A 21,185-nucleotide genomic window follows, 5' to 3' on the forward strand; every position below is an offset into this window, starting at 1 on the left:
GGTTAGTTCCTGAGGGGCTTGCCGGTTTCAAGCGTGTGCGCGATGCGCTGCTGCGTCTTCTCCTGCTTCAGCAGGTCGACGAAGAGGGCGCGCTCGACGTCGAGGATCCACTGCTCGGGCACGCGCGCATTCGTCTCGACCTCGCCGCCGCACAGGGCGGTCGCCGCGGCCTTCGCGACCTTGTAGTCGTAGGGCGAGATGAAGCCGCCTTCGGCCATGTTCACGAGCATCAGCTCGCAGGTCGCGATACCGTTGCGGCCCGCGACCGTCACCGCACGCTGCACCTGCGGCGGCCGGTAGCCCGCCTCATGAAGCGCCCGTGCCCGCCGGATGCCGACGTAGAGCAGCTCCTGCGCATGGAAGACGATGTCGTCCGTGGCCTTCGCGAAACCGAGCTGCACGGCCTCCAGCGCGCTCTTTGCGACGGTCGCCATCGCGATCGTCTGGAAGCTGTTCTGGATGAACGGGAAGACGTCGCCGCCCGCAGCCTTCTGCGCCGCGTAGTGGGCCTGCAGCGCAAACTCCTTGCTGCCGCCGCCCGCCGGGATCAGACCGACGCCCGCCTCGACGAGGCCGACGTAGCTTTCCAGCGCCAGCACGCGGTGCGCCGAGTGCATCGCGAACTCGCAGCCGCCGCCCAGCGCCATGCCCTGGATCGCCGTGACTACCGGCACTTGCGCATGCTTGAGCGTCATCGATGCGCGCTGGAACTTCGCGACGGTGCGCTCCAGCGCGTCGAACTGCCCGGCCTTGCAGGCCGCGACGACCTGATGCAGGTTCGCGCCGACCGCGAACGGCGCGGGATGCCACAGCACGACGCCGTCGAGATCGCGTTCGGCGCGCGCCATCGCCTCGAGCAGGCCGTCCAGCACCTCGTCGCCGATCGCGTGCTGCTTCGACTTGAAGGACAGGATGCCGATGCGCGCGTCCTGGTCGGGGCGCGTCCACAGGCGTACCCCGTCGTTCTCCCACAGGGTCTCGCCGCGCTCGGACGGCGCCTCGCCCAGCACCTGCTCGGGGTAGAGCTGGCGCTCATACACCGGCAGCGTCGAACGCGGCTTCAGCGCCTTCGTCGTCGCCGAATACGAACCACCCGCTTCGTGCACGCCGCGGCGCTCGAACACCCACGCCGGCAGCGGCACCTTCGCCATCGCCCGGCCGTGTTCGATGTCGAGCCGGACCATCTTGGCGATCTCGCTCCAGTCGGCCGCCTGCCAGGTCTCGAACGGCCCCTGCGACCAGCCGAAGCCCCAGCGCATCGCGAGGTCCACGTCGCGCGCGTTGTCGGCGATGTCCCCGAGATGCACGGCGCAGTAGTGGAACACGTCGCGGAACACGGCCCACAGGAACTGCGCCTCCAGCAATTCGCTCGCGGCCAGCAGGGCGAAGCGCTCGACCGGGTCCTTCGTCTTCAGCATCGTCTCGACCGCCGGAATCACGTCGCCCGCGCTCGGGCGGTAGCCCTGCGTCTTCAGATCCAGCACCTGGATCTGCTTGCCTTCCTTGCGGTAGATGCCGGCGCGCGTCTTCTGCCCCAGCGCGCCCTGCGCGATCAGCGCCTGCAGCCACTCCGGCACCTTGAAGTGCGCATGCCACGGGTCGTCGGGCAGCGTCGCCTGCATCGTGCCGATCACGTGGGCGAGCGTGTCGAGGCCGACGACGTCGGCGGTGCGGTAGGTCGCGCTCTTGGGCCGACCGATCAGCGGCCCGGTGAGGCCGTCGACCTCGTCGAAGCCCAGCCCGAGGCGCGCCGTGTGGTGCATCACCGCGAGGATCGAGAACACACCGACGCGGTTGGCGACGAAATTGGGCGTGTCCTTCGCGCGCACGATGGATTTCCCGAGCCGCGTCGTCAGCCAGCTCTCGAGTGCATCGAGCATCGCGGCGTCGGTGTCGCGTGTCGCGATCAGCTCGACCAGCGACATATAGCGCGGCGGGTTGAAGAAGTGGATGCCGCAGAAGCGCCCGCGCAGCGCCGCCGGCATGCCTTCGGCGAGCGCGTTGATCGACAGGCCGGAAGTGTTCGACGCGAAGTTCGCATCGGGACGGATGAATGGCGCGACCTTCGCGTAGAGGTCCTGCTTCCACTCCATCTTCTCGGCGATCGCCTCGATGATGAGATCGCACTCGCGCAGCTTTTCGAGGTCGGCGCCGTAGTTCGCGGCGTCGATGAAGGCCGCGCGATCCTTCGTCGCGAGCGGCGCCGGATCCAGCTTTTTCAGGTCGGCGAGCGCCTTGTCGACGATCGCGTTCGGCTTGCCGTCCTTCGCCGGCAGGTCGAACAGCAGCACCGGCACGTCGGCGTTCGCGCAGTGGGCGGCGATCTGCGCCCCCATCACGCCCGCGCCGAGCACCGCGACCTTGCGGATGATGAAATTGCTCATGCCAAATCTCCGGTCAATGCACATGACATGTCATCGGCGCGATCGCGGCCGACGGCGAATGCTGCCTTCTTCTTTTTAGCGGATATTGCGGCGGATGCCGCGCGAAACGGGACGGCGACCGCATGCAGAGCCGCCGTCCGCCGTTCAGGCGCTCAGAACGCCATCGAATACTGCGCGCCGAGGAGCCACACGCTGGAGTCGTATTCGCCGGTCACGCGGCCGCGGCCGTCCCGGGTCTGGTCGTTGTCGATCTTGGTCTTCGGCACCAGCAGATAGGCCACGCCGAGGTCGAGCGCGTTGGTCTTGCTGAGCTTCCACTGCGCGCCGGTGCTGAACCAGGTGCGGTTGTTGTCCGGCAGCGACACGAGGCGGCGCACCTTGTCCCTCACCGGCGTCTGGTCGTAGGCGATGCCGAACTTCAGCTTCCACGCGTCGTTGAGCAGGTAGTTCGCACCCAGCGCGACGCGCCACGTGTCCTTGAACTCGGTGTGCAGCGTCTGGGCGGTCGAACCGCTCAGCACACCGGAAGTCCGCACGATGTCGACCTGCCTGACACTGCTCCAGCCGGTCCAGGACAGGTCGCCGAGCATCTCCCAGCGGTTGTCGAGCTTCTGCGCAACACTGACGATGAAGGAGTCGGGCAGATCGACATCCGCTTCGGCCTTGACCGAACGCAGGGTCGGCGCCAGCCCTGCCGCCGGTCCCTTGATCTTGAGGTCGCCTTTCAGCGTGTGCTCAACCTTCGAGCGGTACGACATGCCGACCTTCATCGACGGCGACAACGTGAACAGCGCACCGACGTTCCAGCCCCACGCGTCCGAATCCGCATCCAGCGTCGCGGTCGTCGCGTTCAGGCCGGGCACGCGCGTGATGCTCGTCGGCAACACCGTGGCAACGCGCTTGTATTCGGCCTCGAAGCGCTGCCAGTTCAGGCCGGCGCCGATCGACACCTTGTCGTTTACGCGCCAGGCGACCGACGGGTTGATGTTGATGGTCTTCAGGTCGAACTTGACCGCCTGCGCGCGACCGACCCAATCGTCGTCATACTCGGTCACAAGGCCGAAGGGGGCGCCGATCCCCAAGCCGAGATACAGGTCCTTGTCCAGTGCCCACGACAGGTAGGCGTTGGGAATCCCCGCCCACGAGCCCGCGTCGCCTCCGCCGCCGGAAGTCGGAATGCGCGGCGCGTTAAGGACGACGGAGCCCTTGTTCTTGAAGTCGAAACTCGGCCGCACCGCGACGCCGCCCAGCGACACTTCGTGCGCCTGCAGCTGCGTCATGCCGGCCGGGTTGAAGAAGATCGTGCTCGCGTTCTCGGCGACCGCCGCCGAGCCCGCATAGGCATTGCCGATGCCGCTGGCGTTCTGTTCGAGCAGCTGGAAGCCGCCAGCCGACGCGGCACCGGAGCCGAGCGCGAGCAGCGCGGCGGGAAGCAGGCGGGCAATCGTCGTTTTCTGCATGTGTCTTATCTCCTCGGATATTGTCTTTGCACCTTCGGCGCTGCATTCCGGACCCGCAGCGCGGTCTCCCCGGATCTCCGCACGGACCCCGGCGCCACGGGGCCGCACGAAATTCATCAAACGCCGCTCACCCCGGCGGAACGGGCCGCTTGCGCCCCTGCTCGTCGAGCGCGACATAGGTCAGCGTCGCCTCGGTGACCTTCACGACCACCGGGTTCACGACGTCGCGCTCGGCATACACCTCGACATCCACGGTGATGGAGGTGCGGCCGACGCTGACGACTTCGGCATAGAAACTCACCAGGTCGCCGACCGAGACCGGCTGCCTGAAGGCGAAGGAATTGACCGCAACCGTCGCGACCCGGCTGCGCGCGCGGCGGTGCGCGGGGATCGCGCCGGCGATGTCGACCATCGACATGATCCAGCCGCCGAACACCTCGCCGGCGGGATTGAGGTCGGCCGGCATCGGCATCACGCGCAGCGCCGGCTGCTTGTTCCCGGGCAGACGCACCGGCTCGGCCACGGCTTCGCTCATCGGAGTTTCCTCATGCTCATCCCGCATGGACAACAACGTCAGGCCGGCTGGTCGGAACTTCGCCGGACGACGCCCCCCCCACTTCCGGGGAATGATACAGCGGCCCGCCGGTGAAGGGGGCGAAGCCGGTCCCGAATATCACGCCGGCATCGGCGAGATCCGCATCGGCCACCACGCCAGTTTCCACGCAGCGCCGCGCCGCCGCGACGAGCGGGGCGACGATGCGTCCGGCGAGCTCCGGCGGGACGGCCCCGGCCGCGCCCTTCTGCGCCTTGCCGTCCGCCCAGCGGTAGTAGCCCTGCCCGCTCTTCCTGCCCAGATGACCCGCTGCGACCAGCTCCAGCAGCCTGCGCGGCGGCTCCGTCCCCTCTCCGGCGAGCGCCTTGCCGGCGGCGACGGCGATGTCGAGGCCGACCGTGTCGACGAGTTCGACCGGCCCCATCGGCATGCCGAACGCGACCAGCGCCGCATCGACCGTCTCCGGCGCGACGCCTTCCTCGACGCAACGCAGCGCCTCCAGCATGTAGGGACCGAGCACCGCGTTCACGAGGAAGCCCGGCGCGCTCTTCACCGGCAGCGGCAGCTTGTCGATGCGCCGCACGAAGGCCGCGGCGCGGCGCAGCGCCTCGTCGTCCGATTGTTCGCCGCGCACCACTTCCACGAGCGGCATCAGCGCGACCGGATTGAAGAAGTGGATGCCGACGAGCCGGCGCGGATCCGTCAGCGCGGTCGCGATGTCCTCGATGCGCAGGCTCGACGTATTCGTCGCGAGCACCGCGTCGGGTTTGGCGCGCCGCTCGATGTCGGCGAACAGCGCGCGCTTGGCGCCGAGATTCTCGAAGATCGCCTCGATCACGAGATCCGCACGCGCGGCGCCATGCCCCTGCGGATCGGGAATCAGGCGGTCGAGCGCGAAGCGCACCGGGCGCTTGTCGCCGCGGAACTTGCGCTCGAAGAACGTCGCCGCACGCGCGACGGCCGGCGCGATGCGCTCGACGGACTGATCCTGCAGCGTCACCGTCATGCCGACGAAGGCGCACAGCGCGGCGATGTCGCCGCCCATCACGCCGGCGCCGACGACATGCACGTGGCGCGGAGCGAAGTCCGAGTCTTTCCCGAAACCCTTCAGCCGCTCCTGCAGGAAGAACACGCGGATGAGGTTCTTCGCCGTCGGCGAACGGAAGATCGCCTCCAGCGAGGCCGGGTCGTCCGCGGGCACCGCGAGCGCGTTGCCGCCGTATTTTTGCCAGATGTCGAGGATCGCGTACGGCGCCGGGTAATGCTCGCGCGGCGCCTTCGCGGCGACCTGCTGGCGCGCCTTGTTCGCGACGACGGCCTTGAGCGGGCCGTTGAGGAGCTTCTGCGCGACCGGCAGCGCACGCGGCCGCTGCCCCGACAGCACCAGCAGGCGCGCGGCGTTCTCCATCACGCGCGGCGGCACGCATTCGTCGGCAAGGCCCAGCTTGCGCGCGCGGCGCGCATCGACGCTCTTGCCGGTGAGCATCAGGTCGAGCGCCGCCGCGGGGCCGACGACTTCGGGCAGGCGCTTCATGCCGCCCCAGCCGGGCACGATGCCGAGCATCACCTCGGGCAGCGCGAGCTTGGTGCCGGGCTCGTCCACGACGATGCGGTAACGGCACGCGAGCGCGAGCTCCAGCCCGCCGCCGAGGCAGTGGCCGCGGACCAGCGCGAGTGTCGGGAATTTGAGGCGCGCGAGCCAGTTGAAGAGTTCCCAGCCGCGCTGCACCAGATCGCGGGCGCCCTGCGCCGAGTCGATGCGCGTGAATTCCTCGATGTCCGCGCCGGCAATGAAACCGGCCGGTTTGGCCGACGCGATGACGAGCCCCTTCGGCGGGTCGGCTTCGAGCTGCGCGAAGGCTGCCGCCAGCTCGTCGAGCAGTTCGCGTGACAGCGTGTTCGTGTTCGCGCCCGCGCGATCGAGATACAGCCACGCGAGACCGTCGCTCTCGCCCTTGAGACCTTTGCGTACGAGCACCAGATGCCTGAATCCGGTCATTACAACGCCTCCACCAGCATCGCACCGCCCTGCCCGCCGCCGATGCAGATCGCCGCGACGCCGCGTTTCAGCCCCTGCCGGCGCAGCACGTTCAGCAGATGTAGCACGATGCGCGCACCGCTCGCGCCGACCGGATGCCCTTGCGCGATCGCGCCGCCGTCGATGTTGAGCTTCGCGTCGTCGAGGCGACCGAAGGCCTCCGGCAGCCCCAGTTCGTCGCGACAGTAGTCGGCGTCGTCCCACGCGCGCAGGCAGGCAATCACCTGCGCGGCGAAGGCCTCGTTGATCTCCCACGCGTCGACGTCGCCGAGCGCGAGGCCGTGGCGCTGCAGGATGGGAGTGGCCGCATGCACCGGGCCGAGACCCATCTGCGCGGGATCGAGTCCCGCCCACTGGCTGTCGGCGATGCGCCCGAGGGGCGTCAGGCCGTGGCGCTCGACCGCGGCTTCCGACGCCAGCACCAGCCACGCCGCGCCGTCGGTGATCTGCGAGCTGTTGCCGGCGGTGACGCGGCCGTACTTGCGGTCGAAGAAGGGTTTCAGCTTCGCGAGGTTCCCGGGTGTCGAGTCCGCGCGCACGCCGTCGTCGTCCGCATACACGGTGCCGTTGCGGCCGATCAGCGGCACGAGCTCACCCGCGCCGAAACGCCCGGCCTCTCGCGCCGCCAGCACGCGGGCGTGGCTGCGCGCGGCGAAGGCGTCCATCTCGGCGCGCGAGATGCCGAAGCGGTGGGCGAGGTTCTCCGCGGTCTGGCCCATCAGCTGGCCGACGATGGGGTCCGTGAGGCCCTTCATGATGCCGATCACCGGCGCGAGATAACCCGGCCTGAAGCGGCGCAGCGCGGCGACCTTGTCGCCGACGGTCCTGGTCGCGTACCAGCCGGAGAGCCAGCGCACCATCGCGTCGGAGAGCAGCAGCGGCGCGCGCGACAGTGCATCGACGCCGCCCGCGAGCACCAGTTCCGAGCGCCCCGTGCGGATGTTCGCGATCGCCGAATCGAGCGCCTGCATGCCGGAGGCGCAATTGCGCATCACGGTCCAGCCCGGCACCTTCTGCCCGCAGCCTATGCGCAGCGCAACGACGCGGCCGATGTTGACCTCGTCGGGCGACGGGCTCGCGCAGCCGAGGATCACCTCGTCGAGCTCGTCCGGCGCAAAGCGCTGGCGCACGAGCAGTGCCGCACCCGCGGCGGTCGCGAGGTCGGCGGCCGCGAACGGCCCCGGCGTGTTGCGCGACTTGAGGAAGGGCGTGCGCGCGCCGTCGATGATGTAGACGTCCTTCGTCATGCCACGGCCTTGACCGCTGCGGACGCCTGCGGCTCGATCTGCGCGAGCGCGGCGCGCAGGCCGAAGTCGTAGGGGAAGTCGTCGACGCGGATCACCTTGTCGCGCAGCTCACCGCGGCGCCTGAGCACGGCGAACTCGTCCGCGGTGATCACGCCGGCCTCCAGGGCGCGCTGCCACACCGCATCGACGCCGCCGCCGACCAGCAGGCCCGGATCGAAACGGCCTTCCTTCTGCGCGCGGCGCACCTTGGCCTCGATCGGCTCGGCCGCGAGCGTCGCCGCCAGGGCGGCTTCGAGCGCACCGGCCGGCTCCTCGAGATCCGTCGGCAGATACACGTCCGAGGTCAGCCGGTCGCGCGTCGCCGACGGTTCGATCAGCAGCTTCGCGACCTCGTGCCCGAGCTGGTCGGACGGCACGACATAGGGCCGCCCGAGCGGGAACACGACGATGCGGCGCAGGAGCGTCGCGAAGAACTTGTTGGGGAAGTTCGCGATCACGCCCTCGAACGCGTTCTGCGCCTTGAACATGCAGTCCCAGATCGCCCAGTGCATCAGCGGCGCGTCCGCAGCCTGCCGCCCTTCGGCCTCGTAGCGGCGCAGCACCGCCGAGGCGAGATACATCAGCGACAGGATGTCGCCGAGGCGGGCGGAGAGCTTTTCCTTGCGCTTCAGCGCCCCGCCCATCGTGCCCATCGAGATGTCGGCGAGGAAGGCGAAGGCGGCCGAGAAGCGCGTGAGCTGCTGGTAGTAGCGCCGCGTTTCGGGGGCAATCGCATTTGTGTTGCCTCCCGGCACGCCGACGAAGTGCGAACCGGTGAGGCCCATCACCAGCGCACGCGCGGCATTCGACACCGTGTAGCCGATGTGGCCCCAGAACGCCTCGTCGAAGACGCCGAGCGCGTTGGCCTGCGCGGCGTGCATCTCGTCGAGCACGAAGGGGTGGCAGCGGATCGCGCCCTGGCCGAACAGGATCAGGCTGCGCGTGAGGATGTTCGCGCCCTCGACCGTGATGCCCACCGGGATCTGCTGGTAGGCGCGCCCCAGCATGTTCTGCGGCCCGAGGCAGATGCCCTTGCCGCCGATCACGTCCATGCCGTCATTGACGGTCTGGCGCGCGCGCTCGGTGACGTGGTACTTGACGATCGCCGACACGACCGACGGCTTCTCGCCGAGATCGATCGCCCCCGCCGTCATCACGCGCGCCGCGTCGCTGAGATAGGTGTTCGCGCCGATGCGCGTGAGCGCCTCCTCGACGCCCTCGAAGCGGCCGATCGCGGTCTTGAATTGGTAGCGCACGCGGGCGTAGGCGCCGACTGCACGCGCCGTCATCTTCTGCATGCCGGTGTTGGAGCCCGGCAGCGAGATCGAGCGGCCCGCCGCGAGGCTCTCCATCAGCATCCGCCAGCCCTGTCCGGCCATCTTCGGCCCGCCGATGATGAAGTCGAGCGGCATGAAGACGTCGGTGCCGCGCACCGGCCCGTTCATCCAGATGCCGCTGAGCGGGGAGTGGCGGCGGCCGGTGTCGACACCGGGGTGCGCGGCCGGCACCAGCGCGCAGGTGATGCCCAGGTCCGGCTCGGCGCCGAGCAGGCCGTCCGGGTCATACAGGCGGAACGCCAGCCCGAACACCGTGCACACCGGCGCCAGCGTGATGTAGCGCTTGTCGAAGGACACGCGCATCCCCAGCACTTCGCGCCCCTGCCACGGCCCCTTGCACACCACGCCCGCGTCGGGGATCGAGGCCGCGTCCGATCCCGCCCACGGGCTCGTCAGCGCGAAGGCCGGGATCTCCTGACCCTGCGCGAGGCGCGGCAGATAGTGCGATTTCTGCTCCGGCGTGCCGTAGTGCAGCAGCAGTTCGGCCGGCCCGAGCGAATTCGGCACCATCACCGTGATCGCCGGGGCGGACGCGCGCGTCGACAGCTTGGTCACGACCTGCGAGTGCGCGTAGGCGGAGAAGCCCTTCCCACCGTATTCCTTCGGAATGATCATGCCGAGGAAGCCCTGGTCCTTGATGTACTGCCACACCTCGGGGGACAGGTCCTGGCGCAGGTTGTCCTGCCAGTCGTTGGTGAGGCGGCACAGCTCGCTCGTCTCGTAGTCGAGGAAGGCGCGCTCCTCGGGCGTGAGTTTCGGCCACGGATAGGCGAGCAGCTTCGACCACGCCGGCGCGCCACGGAAGAGCTCGCCCTCCCACCACACCGTGCCGGCCTCGAGCGCGTCGCGCTCGGTCTGCGACATCGACGGCAGCGCCGCGCGGAAGGCGCGGAAGATGGGTGCCGTGACGAGCGCGCGGCGCACGGGCTGCAGCAGGAAGATCCCCGCCAGCATCGCATACGCCGCCAGCACGGCCGCGACCGCCGCCGGCCCCCAGCCGCCCGCCCAGCCAACTGCCGCCAGCCACGCGAAGCCGGCACCTGCCCAGGCAAAAAGAGGCGCTCGCCCGTAGGCGAGCGCGATTGCCAAGGGAGGGAGCAAAGCGATGAACCACCAGATCATTGTCGTCTCCTCGATGTCTTGCCGATCTTCATTCAGGCCTGGCCGCCTCCGCTCGCGTCGCCGCATTCTGCGTCGCGGTCGCCCGCCAGGCCGGACCGTTCAATCCGTCACTTGCGCGCCGCCGTCCTCGCGCCGCGCTTCACCGACCCCGCCGGCTCCTCGCCGTTGGCCTCCGCCCCCGGCAACGGCGCGCGCAAGCCGCCGAGCAGGAAGGACATCAGCCGCGGCATCAGGCGCTCCGGGTCCGCGTCGTCGAACTGACCGGCGAAAAGCTGCAGCGCATCCGTGCCCGCGATCGCATACGACATCGCCCCCATCATGAAATGGAAGCGCCACAGGATCTCGTCCCGCGGCACGTCCGGCAGCGCGCGGTACAGCGCCGCGAGGAAGCGCTCGACCGCCTCGGCGTACTCCTCGGCGAGGAACTGGCGCACGAAACCGTTCGGTTCGGTGTAGGTTCGACCGAGCAGGCGCATGAAAGTGTGCCCGCCGTTCATCGTGTCGGCCGCCATCTCCAGCGCCGTGCCGAAGAAGGCCTGGACGATGCGGCTCGGCTTCAGCGGCGCGCCGCCCGCTTCGGCCTCCAGTCGGTCGAGCGCGGCCAGGCGCCGGCGGTTGAGTTCGGTCAGCCGCCGCCGGAACACCTCCTGGATCAGCGCGTCCTTCGTGCCGAAGTGGTAATTCACCGCGGCGATATTGGCGCCGGCCTGCCCGGTGATCATGCGCATCGACGTGGCCTCGAAGCCGTGCTCGACGAATAGCGCCTCGGCCGCATCGAGGATGCGGTCGCGGGTTTCGGGGGCGGGCTGGCGGACGGCGGGATCGCGCATGGGAAGCGTATAAATCAAACGATTGTTTTAATCATACGTTTCATTTATCCGGAGTCAAGAAAATTTCATGCTGCGCCCGCACATCCGCGCCCGACGGGGCGTGCGAGTGCCCGTCAGTGGAGCACCTCCGCCTCGTCCCGCCGTTCCCGCACGCCGCCCGCGGCGCCGGGTTGCGACCGCCTGCGGGCGGAGCGCCGGCTTCGCCGCGCCGCCGGCGTGGTCCAGAAGCGCGCCATCGCGATGTAGGTGAACGAGGCCGTCCACCCGATCAGCAGCAGGCCGTTGAGCGCCTCGACGCCTGCCAGCAGGCGCACCGGCCCCGTCGGCGTGATGTCGCCGAAGCCGAGCGAGGTGTAGGTCTCCGCCGACAGGTAGATGCAGTTCGCGAAGGAGAATCCGTGCGCGCCGAGCAGGCTGCCGGCGTGCAGGTCGGCGACCAGCACGTGCAAGGCGCCACCGTACAGCGCGATCTCGAACGCATGCGCGAAGAAGGCGACGATCATCACGACCAGGAGTTTGGTGCGGCTGGGGATGCCCAGCGACGGCAGGCGGGTGTTGAGGGTACGCAGGGCCTCGTAGTGCAGCACGGTGGTGGTGCCGACGAGCAGGGCGCATGCAAGGAAGACGATGGGCATGGGACGGCCGTGGTCGCGGAAGTGCGGCGCTCGCACCGACGCGAGCGGTACGCGGTTCAAGGGGCGGTGTTCCGGTGCACTTCGGCGGGCGCCGCTGCGGGTCCCGCGCGGGTGTCACGCCGAAGCGTGGCCGATCATAGGGGCAGCAGACTTAATCGAGACTTAAGACCTTCACGTCACCGCGGCGAGCCGCGCCGTGACCGGGAAGTGGTCGGACGGATACAGCCGGCCCGCGCACCAGGCATCGACGCCCGCCGCCTCGGTGCGCAGGTTCGGCGACGCGAGGATCCAGTCGATCGCCTCGCGCACCGCGGCGCGACCGTAGTCGTGGTAGCTGCCGGCCGCCGCGCCCGCTTCCTGCAGCACCTCGCGCAGCACGCCGCCAGCGGTCAGTTCGCGGAAGGTTTCGGAATCGCGCTCGGCGTTGAAATCGCCGGTGACGACCACGCCCTCGCCGGCCGGCAGCGCCTGCGCCCAGCGGCGCAGCCGCCGCGCGGACTCCTCGCGCGCCGTGCCCTGGTAATCGAGATGGGTGTTCAGGAAGGCGAGCGGCGGCACGCCCGCCGCGCGCGGCGCGAGCCGCACCCAGCTCGCGGTGCGCGGATAGGCCGCCCCCCAGGATCGGCGGCCGGGACGGTCCGGCTGGTCGGCGAGCCAGAAGTGGCCGCGCGCGCGCTCCGCGAAGGCGGCGCGCCGATACAGCAGTGGCGCCATCTCGATCGCCGAATCCCCTTCGCCCCCGCGCTGCACGCCGACGAACTCGTAGTCCGGCAGGGCCGCGCGCACATAGGCGACCTGCTCGTCGTCGCGGCACTCCTGCAGGCCCAGCAGATCGGGGTCGAAGGCACGGATGCGCTCGATCACGAGCGCCTTGCGCCGCGCCCACACGTGCTCTCCGTCCGGCGCCGAGGCGCAGCGGATGTTGAAGGACATCACCCTGAGCTGCATGGCCACCTCCATGACGGCCCCGCGCTGCGCCTCCGGCCGAGGCGTTCGGGACACCTGCTGCCCGGATCACGCCTCACCGGGGTCCGATTGGGATAGTCTAGGCGCTGTCACACCACTTTCACGCGATCGAGGCGGCCAGATGATCGATGCAGCGATGCTTGCCGGCGAGGCGGCCGGGCGGCGCCCGCGCGCGGCCGCCTGTCCGGCAAGCAGCGGTGCACCGACCGCGCCCGGCGCGGCCCCGGCGAGAGACGACTGATGCGGCCCGCCGAACTGCCGCAGGAATCCCCGCCCGCGTCCCCGAGCCACGCGGTACGGCAGTTCGCCCGCCTTGCGCTGCCCTACTGGAACTCCCGGCGGCGCTGGCGCATCGGCGGCATGACGCTGCTGTTCCTGCTGCTGACGATCGCGCAGGTCGCGCTGGTGATGTGGACCAGCTACTGGAACCGCGCCTTCTTCGACGCGCTCGAAGCCCGCTCGCTCGACGTGCTGCTGCACCAGATCCTCACTTTCGCGCTCATCCTCGCGCTGACGATGGCCGTCACCGCGTGGCACATGCACGTGAAGCGCTGGCTGCAGCTCGACTGGCGGCGCTGGCTCACGGCCAACCTCGTCGACCAGTGGATGACGCGCTCGCATCACTATCGCCTGCAATTCATCAAGGGCGAGCACGACAACCCCGACCAGCGCATCGCCGAGGACATCCGCATCGCCACCGAGGCCGCGATCAGCCTCGTGCATTCACTGACCTACTCGCTGCTCGTCGGCTGGGGCTTCATCGCGATCCTCGCGGAAGTCTCGGGCAGCGCACCGATCCCCGGCAGCGAACTCAAGGTGCCCGGCTACATGGTGATACTGGCCTTCGCCTACGCGGGCGGCGGCGCGGCGATCGGCTACCGGCTGGGCCGCCCGCTGGTGCGTGCGACGAACCGGTTGCAGAGCCTGGAGGCGAACCTGCGCTTCAGCCTCGCGCGGGCGCGCGAGAACGCCGAGGCGATCGCGCTGACGCACGGCGAGCGCATGGAGCGGCGCAGCGCCGTACAGCTCTTCGGCGACGTCGCGCACGGCTGGAACCGCCAGACGCTGGCCTACCTCGGCATCGTCTCGTTCTCGACCGCCTACGGCAACCTGATGCCGATCTTCCCCATCCTCGTCGCCGCGCCGCAGTTCATCGCCGGCGTGCTGACGCTGGGCGGCCTGATGCAGTCGGCGCAAGCCTTCGAGCGGCTGGCCTCGGCGCTGTCGTGGCCGATCGACAAGCTGGGCGAGATCGCGATGTGGCGCACCTCCGCGGGCCGCGTCGTGAACCTGCACGAAGACATGCTGCGCCTGGACGTCATCGACGGCGCGAGCGAAACGGCGCGCGTCAGGATCGGCCACTCGACACGGCCGGAGCTGCAGCTGCGCGGCCTGACGCTGGTCACGCCGGGCGGCGAGCCGCTGCTTCGCAAGCTGGACCTGCGCGTGCGGCGCGGCGAACGCATCCTGATCGTCGGCGACGCGCACGTGACGCTCGCGCTGTTCAAGGCGGTGGCCGGACTGTGGCCGTGGGGGCATGGCGAGATCTGCCTGCCCGACGGCCAGGAGATGGCCTTCCTGCCGCAGCGCCCCTTCCTGCCGACCGACGCGCTGCGCGCCGTGCTGTGCTACCCGCACCCGCCCGAGCACTACGCGACGACCGAACTGCACCGCGCGCTCGAATGCGCCGGTATCGACTGGCTCGCCCCCCGGCTCGACGAGACCGACGACTGGAACCACGTGCTGCCGCTGCGCGCGCAGCAGCGCCTGAGCACCGCCCGGCTGTTCCTGCAACGCCCCGCCTGGGTGTTCCTCGAAGACACGACCGACGCCTTCGACCCCGCGGGCGAAGCCCACATCATGGAAATGATGCATCACGAGATGCCCGACATGAGCCTGTTGTCGGTGATGCGGCACAACGGGCTGGAGCACTTCTTCCACCGCCGCATCGAACTGCACCGCGGCGGCTCGGCGGACGGCACTGCGGACGGCACGGAAGAAGCTTCCCCGGCCGCCCACTCAGCCGAACTCGGACGCTAGCCAGCCGTACTGCGAGGGCAGCCAGCCGCGTTCGACGCCGTCGCGGAAGCACCACGCCGGCGTGGTCTCGGTCTTGTAGCTCCAGAAGAACCAGCCCAGGTACTTCTCGAACGCCAGGAGCTGTGCCGACGCGTAGCCGCGGTTCGCGACGTCCTGCTCGAACGCGTCCATGTGCTCCAGGGCGTGATTGAACGGCCCCTCCGCCCACAGCGACACGACGCGCAGGTCCAGCCCCAGGCTCCATTCGCCGCAGATCGCCGGCAGCCCCAGCCCGGTGATGATCGCGTCGGCCTCGTCGCGCCACTCGCCGCCGGCCTTCGCCATGTGGGCAAAGATGTCCGCGTCGATGTCCCGGCGGTCGAAGCACTGGTAGCGGTGCAGGTCGAACATCACGTTGCGGTAGGCCGGCGCCCGCATGAAGTCGACATACTCGCGGAAGGAGCGGAAACCGTCGTGGAACACCACGGCGACACGCTCGGCCGGGCAGTGCCGGCGGATGCGCGCGTAGGCCTCGGCGTAGAAGTCCTTGAGGTAATCGGTCGGCACGTCCCAGCGCGGCTCGTTGAGGCATTCGATCGCGTACAGCGCGGGATGATCGCGGTAGCGCCGCGCCATGCGTTCGAGCACCAACAGCGTGTGCTCGCGGTACTCCGCCTGCGTGTGCCACTCGCACACGTTGAGGATGCCGCCGTTGTCGAAGCCGTTCTGGCAGCCGGGCGCCGCGTGCAGGTCCAGCATCACGCGCAGGCCGAACCCGGCGGCCCAGTCCATCGCGCGGTCGAGCACGTCGATGCCGCCTTCGACGAAGGGATACGGGTTCGCGCCGTAGGCGCGGTGGTAGGGATAGTCCGGGCCGAAGATCCAGTGCCCGAACGGAATGCGCACCGCGTTGAGCCCGCGCTCGGCGATCCACGCGAAATCCTCGCGCGTGATCCAGCGGTTCCAGTGCGCGCGCAGGCGTTCGGCGGCGGCCGGCCCCAGTTCGGCGCAGAAGCTCGTCTCGTCGGTCGCGGCCAGGCCCTCGAAGAGGCTGGGCACCATCCACCGCTCCAGCAACAACCAGCTCCCGAGATTGACGCCGCGCAGTTCCGGACTCACCAGATCCATGTCTTCGCCCTCCCTTCCCGGTTGTCGCGCCCCATCGCGTCGGACGTGGCGCGGGACGAGATCCCGCCTTACAACTCTAGCCCCGGCCGCCCGCGCAGTCCCTGCAGGATCGCACGCACTGGCGCCAACCCGCAGGTCTGGCGCACACTCCCATCATCCCATGCCGCACGGATGCCGGGGGGTCGCGCGATGGACAGCAGATGGTGGCAGCACGCAGTCGTCTACCAGATCTACCCGCGCAGCTTCATGGACACCGATGGCGACGGCATCGGCGACCTGCCGGGCATCCTCGCACGCCTCGACTACCTCGCGTGGCTGGGCGTGGACGTGCTGTGGCTGTGCCCGATCTACCGCTCGCCCAACGACGACAACGGCTACGACATCTCGGACTACTGCGCGATCATGGACGAGTTCGGCACGATGGCCGACTTCGACCGCCTGCTCGCGGCAGCGCATCGCCGCGGCCTGCGCGTGATCCTCGACCTCGTCATCAACCACACCAGCGACGCGCACCCGTGGTTCGTCGAATCGCGCGCCTCGCGCGACAACCCGAAGCGCGACTGGTACATCTGGCGCGACGGCCGCCGCGATGACAATGACGGCCCGCCGAACAACTGGGAAAGCATCTTCCGCGGTCCGGCGTGGGAATACGACGCCGCGACGGACCAGTGGTACCTGCACCTTTTCACCCGCCGCCAGCCCGACCTCAACTGGGACAACGCCGCCGTGCGCGCGGCGATCCACGCAATGATGCGCTGGTGGCTGGACAAGGGCGTCGACGGCTTCCGCATCGACGCGATCACGCACATCCGCAAGGCGCCGGGGCTGCCCGACATGCCCAACCCGCAGGGCCTCGCGCAGGTCGCCGCCTACCCGTACCACATGAACGTCGCCGGCATCCTCGACGACCTCGACGAGTTGTGCCGCGAAACGCTCGCCGGGCGCGACGCGATGACCGTCGGCGAGGCCAATGGCATCGGCCCCGACGCGGCCGAGGAATGGGTCGGCGCGGCGCGCGGCCGGCTGTCGATGATCCTGCAGTTCGAGCACTGGCACCTGTGGTCGAACGCCCCGCGCGCCGCGCTCGACGTGCGAGCCCTGAAAGGCATCCTCGGCCGCTGGCAGACCGCCCTGCACGGGCGCGGCTGGAACGCGCTGTACCTCGAGAATCACGACCTGCCGCGCGTCGTCTCGCGCTGGGGCGACCCGCAGCACCACCCGCGCGAGAGCGCGACCGCGCTCGCGACGATGTACTTCCTGATGGAAGGCACGCCCTTCCTCTACCAGGGCCAGGAACTGGGCCTCGCGAACGCCGAATTCGCCCATCTCGACGACTTCCGCGACCGCTTCGCGCACAACCGTATCGCCGAAATGCGCGCCGCGGAAATGGACGACGACGCGATCCTCGACGAAATGCGCCGCACCGGCCGCGACACCTCACGCACACCGATGCCTTGGGACGACAGCCCGCAGGGCGGCTTCACGACCGGAACGCCGTGGCTCGCCGTGCATCAGGACTACGCACGGATGAACGTCGCCCGCCAGCAGGCCGACCCGGACTCGGTGCTGCACCACTACCGCGCCCTGATCGCGCTGCGCCACCGCGAGCCGGCGCTGCTCCACGGCCGCTACGCCGCGCTCGCGCCGCGCAGCACGCGCCTCTACGCCTACACCCGCGGCGAAGGCGATGAACGCATCGCCGTGATCTGCAACCTCACCGGTCACCCCGCCACCTTCCGCCACGCGGGCTTCGCGCTCGACTCGGGCGACCTGCTGCTCGCGAACCGCACCGTCGCCGCGCACGGCCCGCGCCACACGCTGAGCCTCGCGCCGTGGGAGGCGCGCGTCTATCGCGTCGCGCCTGCGACCTGAAGCGCGGCCCGCGCACCGACCTCCCCGTCCTCCGCCGCCTCCACGATCCCCGCCGGCAACTCCTTCGCCGGCTTCACGCCCAGCTGCTTCAGCATCTCCGCCTGCCGGATCACGTTGCCGCGCCCGCTCGCGAGCTTGTTGTGCGCGGTGTGATAGGCCTTCTGCGCCTGCTCGAGGCGATTGCCCAGCGACTCCAGGTCCTCGACGAAGCCGACGAGCTTGTCGTAGAGCTCCGCGCCGCGCCTCGCGATGTCCTGCGCGTTGCGGTTCTGCGCCTCCTGGCGCCACAGGTGCGCGACCGTGCGCACGACGAAGAGCAGCGTCGACGGGCTCACGAGCAGCACGTTCTTCTGCCACGCATCCATGAAGAGCTCGCGGTCGTGCGTCACCGCGAGCATGAAGGCGGGCTCCACCGGCACGAACATCAGCACGAAGTCGAGCGATTTCAGGCCGTACAGGTGCTGGTAGTTGCGCTCCGACAGGCCCTTGATGTGCGCGCGCACCGAATCGAGGTGGCGCTTCGCCGCGGCGCTGCGCCCGCCTTCGTCCTCGGTGCTCACGTAGTCCTCGTAGGCGGTCAGCGACACCTTCGCGTCGACGACGAGGTGGCGGTCTTCCGGCAGATGGATCACGACGTCCGGCTGCGCGCGCGAACCGTCGTCACGCGTGTGGCTCTCCTGCACGTCGTATTCCTCGCCCTTTCGCAGGCCCGAGGCCTCCAGCACGCGCTCGAGGATCAGCTCGCCCCAGTTGCCCTGCGCCTTGCTCGACCCCTTCAGCGCACGCGTGAGGTTCTTCGCGTCCTGGCTCAGCGCGTGGTTGAGCTCCATCAGCTGGCGCACCTGCTCGGCGAGCGCGCTGCGGTCCTTGCCTTCCTGCACATAGACCTGCTCGACCTTGCCCTGGAATTCCTGCAGCTTCACGCGCAATGGATCGAGAAGCTGGCCGAGGTTGGTCTGGTTCTGCTCGGTGAAGCGCTTCGCCTTCTCCTCGAGGATGTCGTTGGCGAGGCTCTTGAACTGGTCCGTGAGGCTCTCGCGCGCCGCCATCAGCAGCGCGAGCTTGTCGTCGGCGGCGCGCCGCTCGGCCTCGAAGCGCGTGTTCAGTTCCGCGAGTTCCGCGGTGAGGCGGTTCGCCAGCGTCTCCGCCTGCTCGCGCAGCGTCCGCTCGGCCTGCAGGTCGCCGCGCAGCGCCGCGAGCACCTCGCGCTCGGCCTTCAGCTCGGCGCCCTGCTGCGAGTTGAGGCGCCCGGCGCTCTCCCGCAGGTCGGCGAACTGGCTGCGCGCCTCGCTCAGATGCACGGCCGTCGCGGCGAGCTGCTGCTCCAGCCCGACGACGCGCGACGCGCGCTCGGCAAGCTGCGCCCGTTCGTCACGCGCGGCGTCGAGCGCGTCGCGCCACCCGCCGGCCTCGCGCCGCAGCGCCTCGAACTGCGCCAGCGTCTGCGCGCGCTCCTGCTCCAGCGCCCGCGCCCGCTCGAGCGCCGCCGCGAGCTCGACGCGCACCTCCGCGCGCCCCTGCTCGATTGCCGCCGCCGCGGCCTCGCCCGCGCGCCCGCGCAGCAGCAGCCATACGAGCAGCGCCCCGGCAACCACCCCGCCCAGCACCGCCACCACCCATAGCAACACGCCTGCCGATCCGCTTCCCATCGATTCCTGACCTCGTCGTGACGTCCGCGTCGACGACGGCGGAACGAAAGGCGAAATGGTACCGCCCGCACGTTAGAATTGTCTGATGAGACGCGCACCCGCCACCGCCCTGCCCGGGCCCGACCCCACCGAACGCCACGACTGGCAGACGATCAAGAGCCTGTTCCCCTACATCTGGGCCTACAAGGTCCGCGTGCTGTTCGCGCTGTCCTGCCTCGTCGCCGCGAAGGGCGCGAACGTCACGGTGCCGCTCGTCTTCAAGCAGCTCATCGACCGGCTGTCGCTGACGACCGAACAGGCCTTCATCGTCGTGCCCGCCGCGCTGCTGCTCGCCTACGGCGTGCTGCGCTTCTCCACGTCCCTCTTCACCGAGCTGCGCGAAATCGTCTTCGCGCGCGTCACACAGCAGGCGGTGCGCGAGATCGCGTTGCGCCTGTTCCGCCACCTGCACGCGCTGTCGCTGCGCTTCCACCTCGAACGCCAGACCGGCGGGCTCACGCGCGACATCGAACGCGGCACGCGCTCGATCGGCTCGCTGATCAGCTACACGCTGTACTCCATCCTGCCGACGCTGATCGAGATCGGGCTGGTGATCGGCATCCTGCTGGTGCAGTACGACGCCGTGTTCGCGCTGATCACGCTCGCGACGCTCGTGCTCTACATCTTCTTCACGATCCAAGTCACCAACTGGCGCACGGTCCTGCGCCGCCAGGCCAACGAACTCGACTCGGCCGCGAACGCGCGCGCGATCGACAGCCTGCTCAACTTCGAGACGGTGAAGTACTTCAACAACGAGGAGTACGAGGCCCGCCGCTACGACGAGCAGATGCGCAAATGGACCGACGCGCAGGTCACCAACCAGATGTCGCTGTCGGCGCTCAACACCGGCCAGGCGGCGATCATCGCGGTCGGCGTCACCGCGATGATGTGGCAGGCCGCGAGCCGCGTCGCCGCCGGCGCGATGACGATCGGCGACATCGTGCTGGTCAACGCCTTCCTGATCCAGCTCTACATCCCGCTCAACTTCCTCGGCGTGCTGTACCGCGAACTGCGCCAGGCGCTCACCGACATCGAGCGCATGTTCGGCCTGATGGAGGAGCATCGCGAAGTCGCCGACGCCCCCGGCGCGGTCGCGCTGCCTGCCGGGCCCGCGAACCTGCGCTTCGAGCATGTCGGCTTCGCCTACGATCCCAAGCGCGCGATCCTGCACGACGTCGACTTCGAGATCCCCGCCGGCCGCACCGTCGCCGTGGTCGGCCACTCGGGCTCGGGCAAGTCGACCCTCGCGCGCCTGCTGTTCCGCTTCTACGACGTGCAGGGCGGCGCGATCCGCGTGAATGGCCAGGATCTGCGGGCGCTCACGCAGGCGAGCCTGCGCCAGGCGATCGGCATCGTGCCGCAGGACACCGTGCTCTTCAACGACACGCTCTACTACAACATCCGGTACGGCCGCCCCGACGCGAGTCGCGCCGAGGTCGAGGCCGCCGCGCGCGCCGCGCAGCTCACCGACTTCATCGCGCGCCTGCCCGAAGGCTGGGAGACGCGCGTCGGCGAGCGCGGGCTGAAGCTCTCGGGCGGCGAGAAGCAGCGCGTCGCGATCGCCCGCGCGCTGCTCAAGAACCCCGCGATCCTGATCTTCGACGAGGCCACCTCGGCGCTCGACTCCCAGACCGAGAAGGCGATCCAGGCCCAGCTCGACCTCGCCGCAGAAGGGCGCACCGCGCTCGTGATCGCACACCGGCTGTCGACGATCATGAACGCCGACGAGATCATCGTGCTCGACCAGGGCCGCATCGTCGAGCGCGGCACGCATGCCGAACTGCTCGCGCGCGACGGCGATTACGCACGCATGTGGGCACTGCAGCAGCAGGAAGGCGAGGAAGCGCAGCTGGCCGACTGAACCCGG

Annotated in this window: 14 protein-coding genes; 3 read left to right on the top strand and 11 right to left on the bottom strand. The window is 69.5% G+C overall.

Going from position 1 to position 21,185, the window contains the following annotated elements:
• Positions 1 to 2 precede the first annotated feature (2 nt).
• The 9 genes from CDA09_RS20540 to CDA09_RS20580 all read right to left on the bottom strand — a co-directional run bounded on the left by CDA09_RS20540 (position 3) and on the right by CDA09_RS20580 (position 12,593).
• Positions 3 to 2,384 carry a 3-hydroxyacyl-CoA dehydrogenase/enoyl-CoA hydratase family protein gene (locus CDA09_RS20540; protein WP_121430344.1) on the bottom strand — a complete coding sequence of 794 codons (2,382 nt, stop codon included), beginning with the start codon at positions 2,382 to 2,384 and terminating at the stop codon, positions 3 to 5.
• A gap of 152 nt (positions 2,385 to 2,536) precedes the next feature.
• Positions 2,537 to 3,844: an OmpP1/FadL family transporter gene (locus CDA09_RS20545; protein ID WP_121430345.1), complete on the bottom strand. Its 1,308-nt coding sequence runs from the start codon at positions 3,842 to 3,844 to the stop codon at positions 2,537 to 2,539.
• 127 nt (positions 3,845 to 3,971) lie between these two features.
• Positions 3,972 to 4,379, bottom strand: a complete 408-nt coding sequence (locus CDA09_RS20550) for an acyl-CoA thioesterase (RefSeq protein WP_121430346.1) — start codon at positions 4,377 to 4,379, stop codon at positions 3,972 to 3,974.
• Between the two features lie 16 nt (positions 4,380 to 4,395).
• On the bottom strand, positions 4,396 to 6,396 hold the full coding sequence (locus tag CDA09_RS20555) for a 3-hydroxyacyl-CoA dehydrogenase NAD-binding domain-containing protein (RefSeq protein ID WP_121430347.1): 2,001 nt from the start codon (positions 6,394 to 6,396) through the stop codon (positions 4,396 to 4,398).
• Positions 6,396 to 7,682, bottom strand: coding sequence for an acetyl-CoA C-acetyltransferase (locus tag CDA09_RS20560; protein ID WP_121430348.1), 1,287 nt, complete (start codon positions 7,680 to 7,682; stop codon positions 6,396 to 6,398). The genes CDA09_RS20555 and CDA09_RS20560 overlap by 1 nt, the downstream gene beginning before the upstream one ends.
• Positions 7,679 to 10,180 (bottom strand): acyl-CoA dehydrogenase, encoded by a 2,502-nt coding sequence (locus CDA09_RS20565; RefSeq protein WP_121430349.1) that lies wholly within the window; start codon positions 10,178 to 10,180, stop codon positions 7,679 to 7,681. The genes CDA09_RS20560 and CDA09_RS20565 overlap by 4 nt, the downstream gene beginning before the upstream one ends.
• A gap of 107 nt (positions 10,181 to 10,287) precedes the next feature.
• On the bottom strand, positions 10,288 to 11,010 hold the full coding sequence (locus CDA09_RS20570; RefSeq protein ID WP_121430964.1) for a TetR/AcrR family transcriptional regulator: 723 nt from the start codon (positions 11,008 to 11,010) through the stop codon (positions 10,288 to 10,290).
• A 113-nt stretch (positions 11,011 to 11,123) separates the two neighbouring features.
• The gene (locus tag CDA09_RS20575; protein WP_286164269.1) at positions 11,124 to 11,705 is read right to left on the bottom strand and encodes a potassium channel family protein; all 582 of its coding nucleotides are present in this window, start codon (positions 11,703 to 11,705) and stop codon (positions 11,124 to 11,126) included.
• A gap of 111 nt (positions 11,706 to 11,816) precedes the next feature.
• Positions 11,817 to 12,593, bottom strand: a complete 777-nt coding sequence (locus tag CDA09_RS20580; RefSeq protein WP_121430966.1) for an endonuclease/exonuclease/phosphatase family protein — start codon at positions 12,591 to 12,593, stop codon at positions 11,817 to 11,819.
• A 258-nt stretch (positions 12,594 to 12,851) separates the two neighbouring features.
• Here CDA09_RS20580 and CDA09_RS20585 point away from each other — a divergent pair, with 258 nt between their 5' ends.
• A complete protein-coding gene (locus CDA09_RS20585) occupies positions 12,852 to 14,651 on the top strand; it encodes an ABC transporter ATP-binding protein/permease (RefSeq protein ID WP_121430350.1) in 1,800 nt (599 codons plus the stop codon).
• On the opposite strand, the gene CDA09_RS20590 is transcribed toward CDA09_RS20585, so the two are convergent.
• Entirely contained in the window at positions 14,631 to 15,758 is a 1,128-nt protein-coding gene (locus CDA09_RS20590) for a glycoside hydrolase family 5 protein (protein ID WP_121430351.1), read from the bottom strand. The two genes, CDA09_RS20585 and CDA09_RS20590, sit on opposite strands and share 21 nt — an antisense overlap.
• A 189-nt stretch (positions 15,759 to 15,947) precedes the next feature.
• Here CDA09_RS20590 and CDA09_RS20595 point away from each other — a divergent pair, with 189 nt between their 5' ends.
• Positions 15,948 to 17,630 carry an alpha-glucosidase gene (locus tag CDA09_RS20595; RefSeq protein ID WP_174718465.1) on the top strand — a complete coding sequence of 561 codons (1,683 nt, stop codon included), beginning with the start codon at positions 15,948 to 15,950 and terminating at the stop codon, positions 17,628 to 17,630.
• On the opposite strand, the gene CDA09_RS20600 is transcribed toward CDA09_RS20595, so the two are convergent.
• Positions 17,606 to 19,279 (bottom strand): DNA recombination protein RmuC, encoded by a 1,674-nt coding sequence (locus CDA09_RS20600; protein WP_121430352.1) that lies wholly within the window; start codon positions 19,277 to 19,279, stop codon positions 17,606 to 17,608. The two genes, CDA09_RS20595 and CDA09_RS20600, sit on opposite strands and share 25 nt — an antisense overlap.
• 85 nt (positions 19,280 to 19,364) lie before the next feature.
• Here CDA09_RS20600 and CDA09_RS20605 point away from each other — a divergent pair, with 85 nt between their 5' ends.
• Positions 19,365 to 21,179 carry an ABCB family ABC transporter ATP-binding protein/permease gene (locus tag CDA09_RS20605; protein WP_121430353.1) on the top strand — a complete coding sequence of 605 codons (1,815 nt, stop codon included), beginning with the start codon at positions 19,365 to 19,367 and terminating at the stop codon, positions 21,177 to 21,179.
• Positions 21,180 to 21,185 lie beyond the last annotated feature (6 nt).

This window comes from Azoarcus sp. DN11, from assembly GCF_003628555.1.
In the GTDB taxonomy this organism is placed as follows: Bacteria; Pseudomonadota; Gammaproteobacteria; order Burkholderiales; family Rhodocyclaceae; genus Aromatoleum.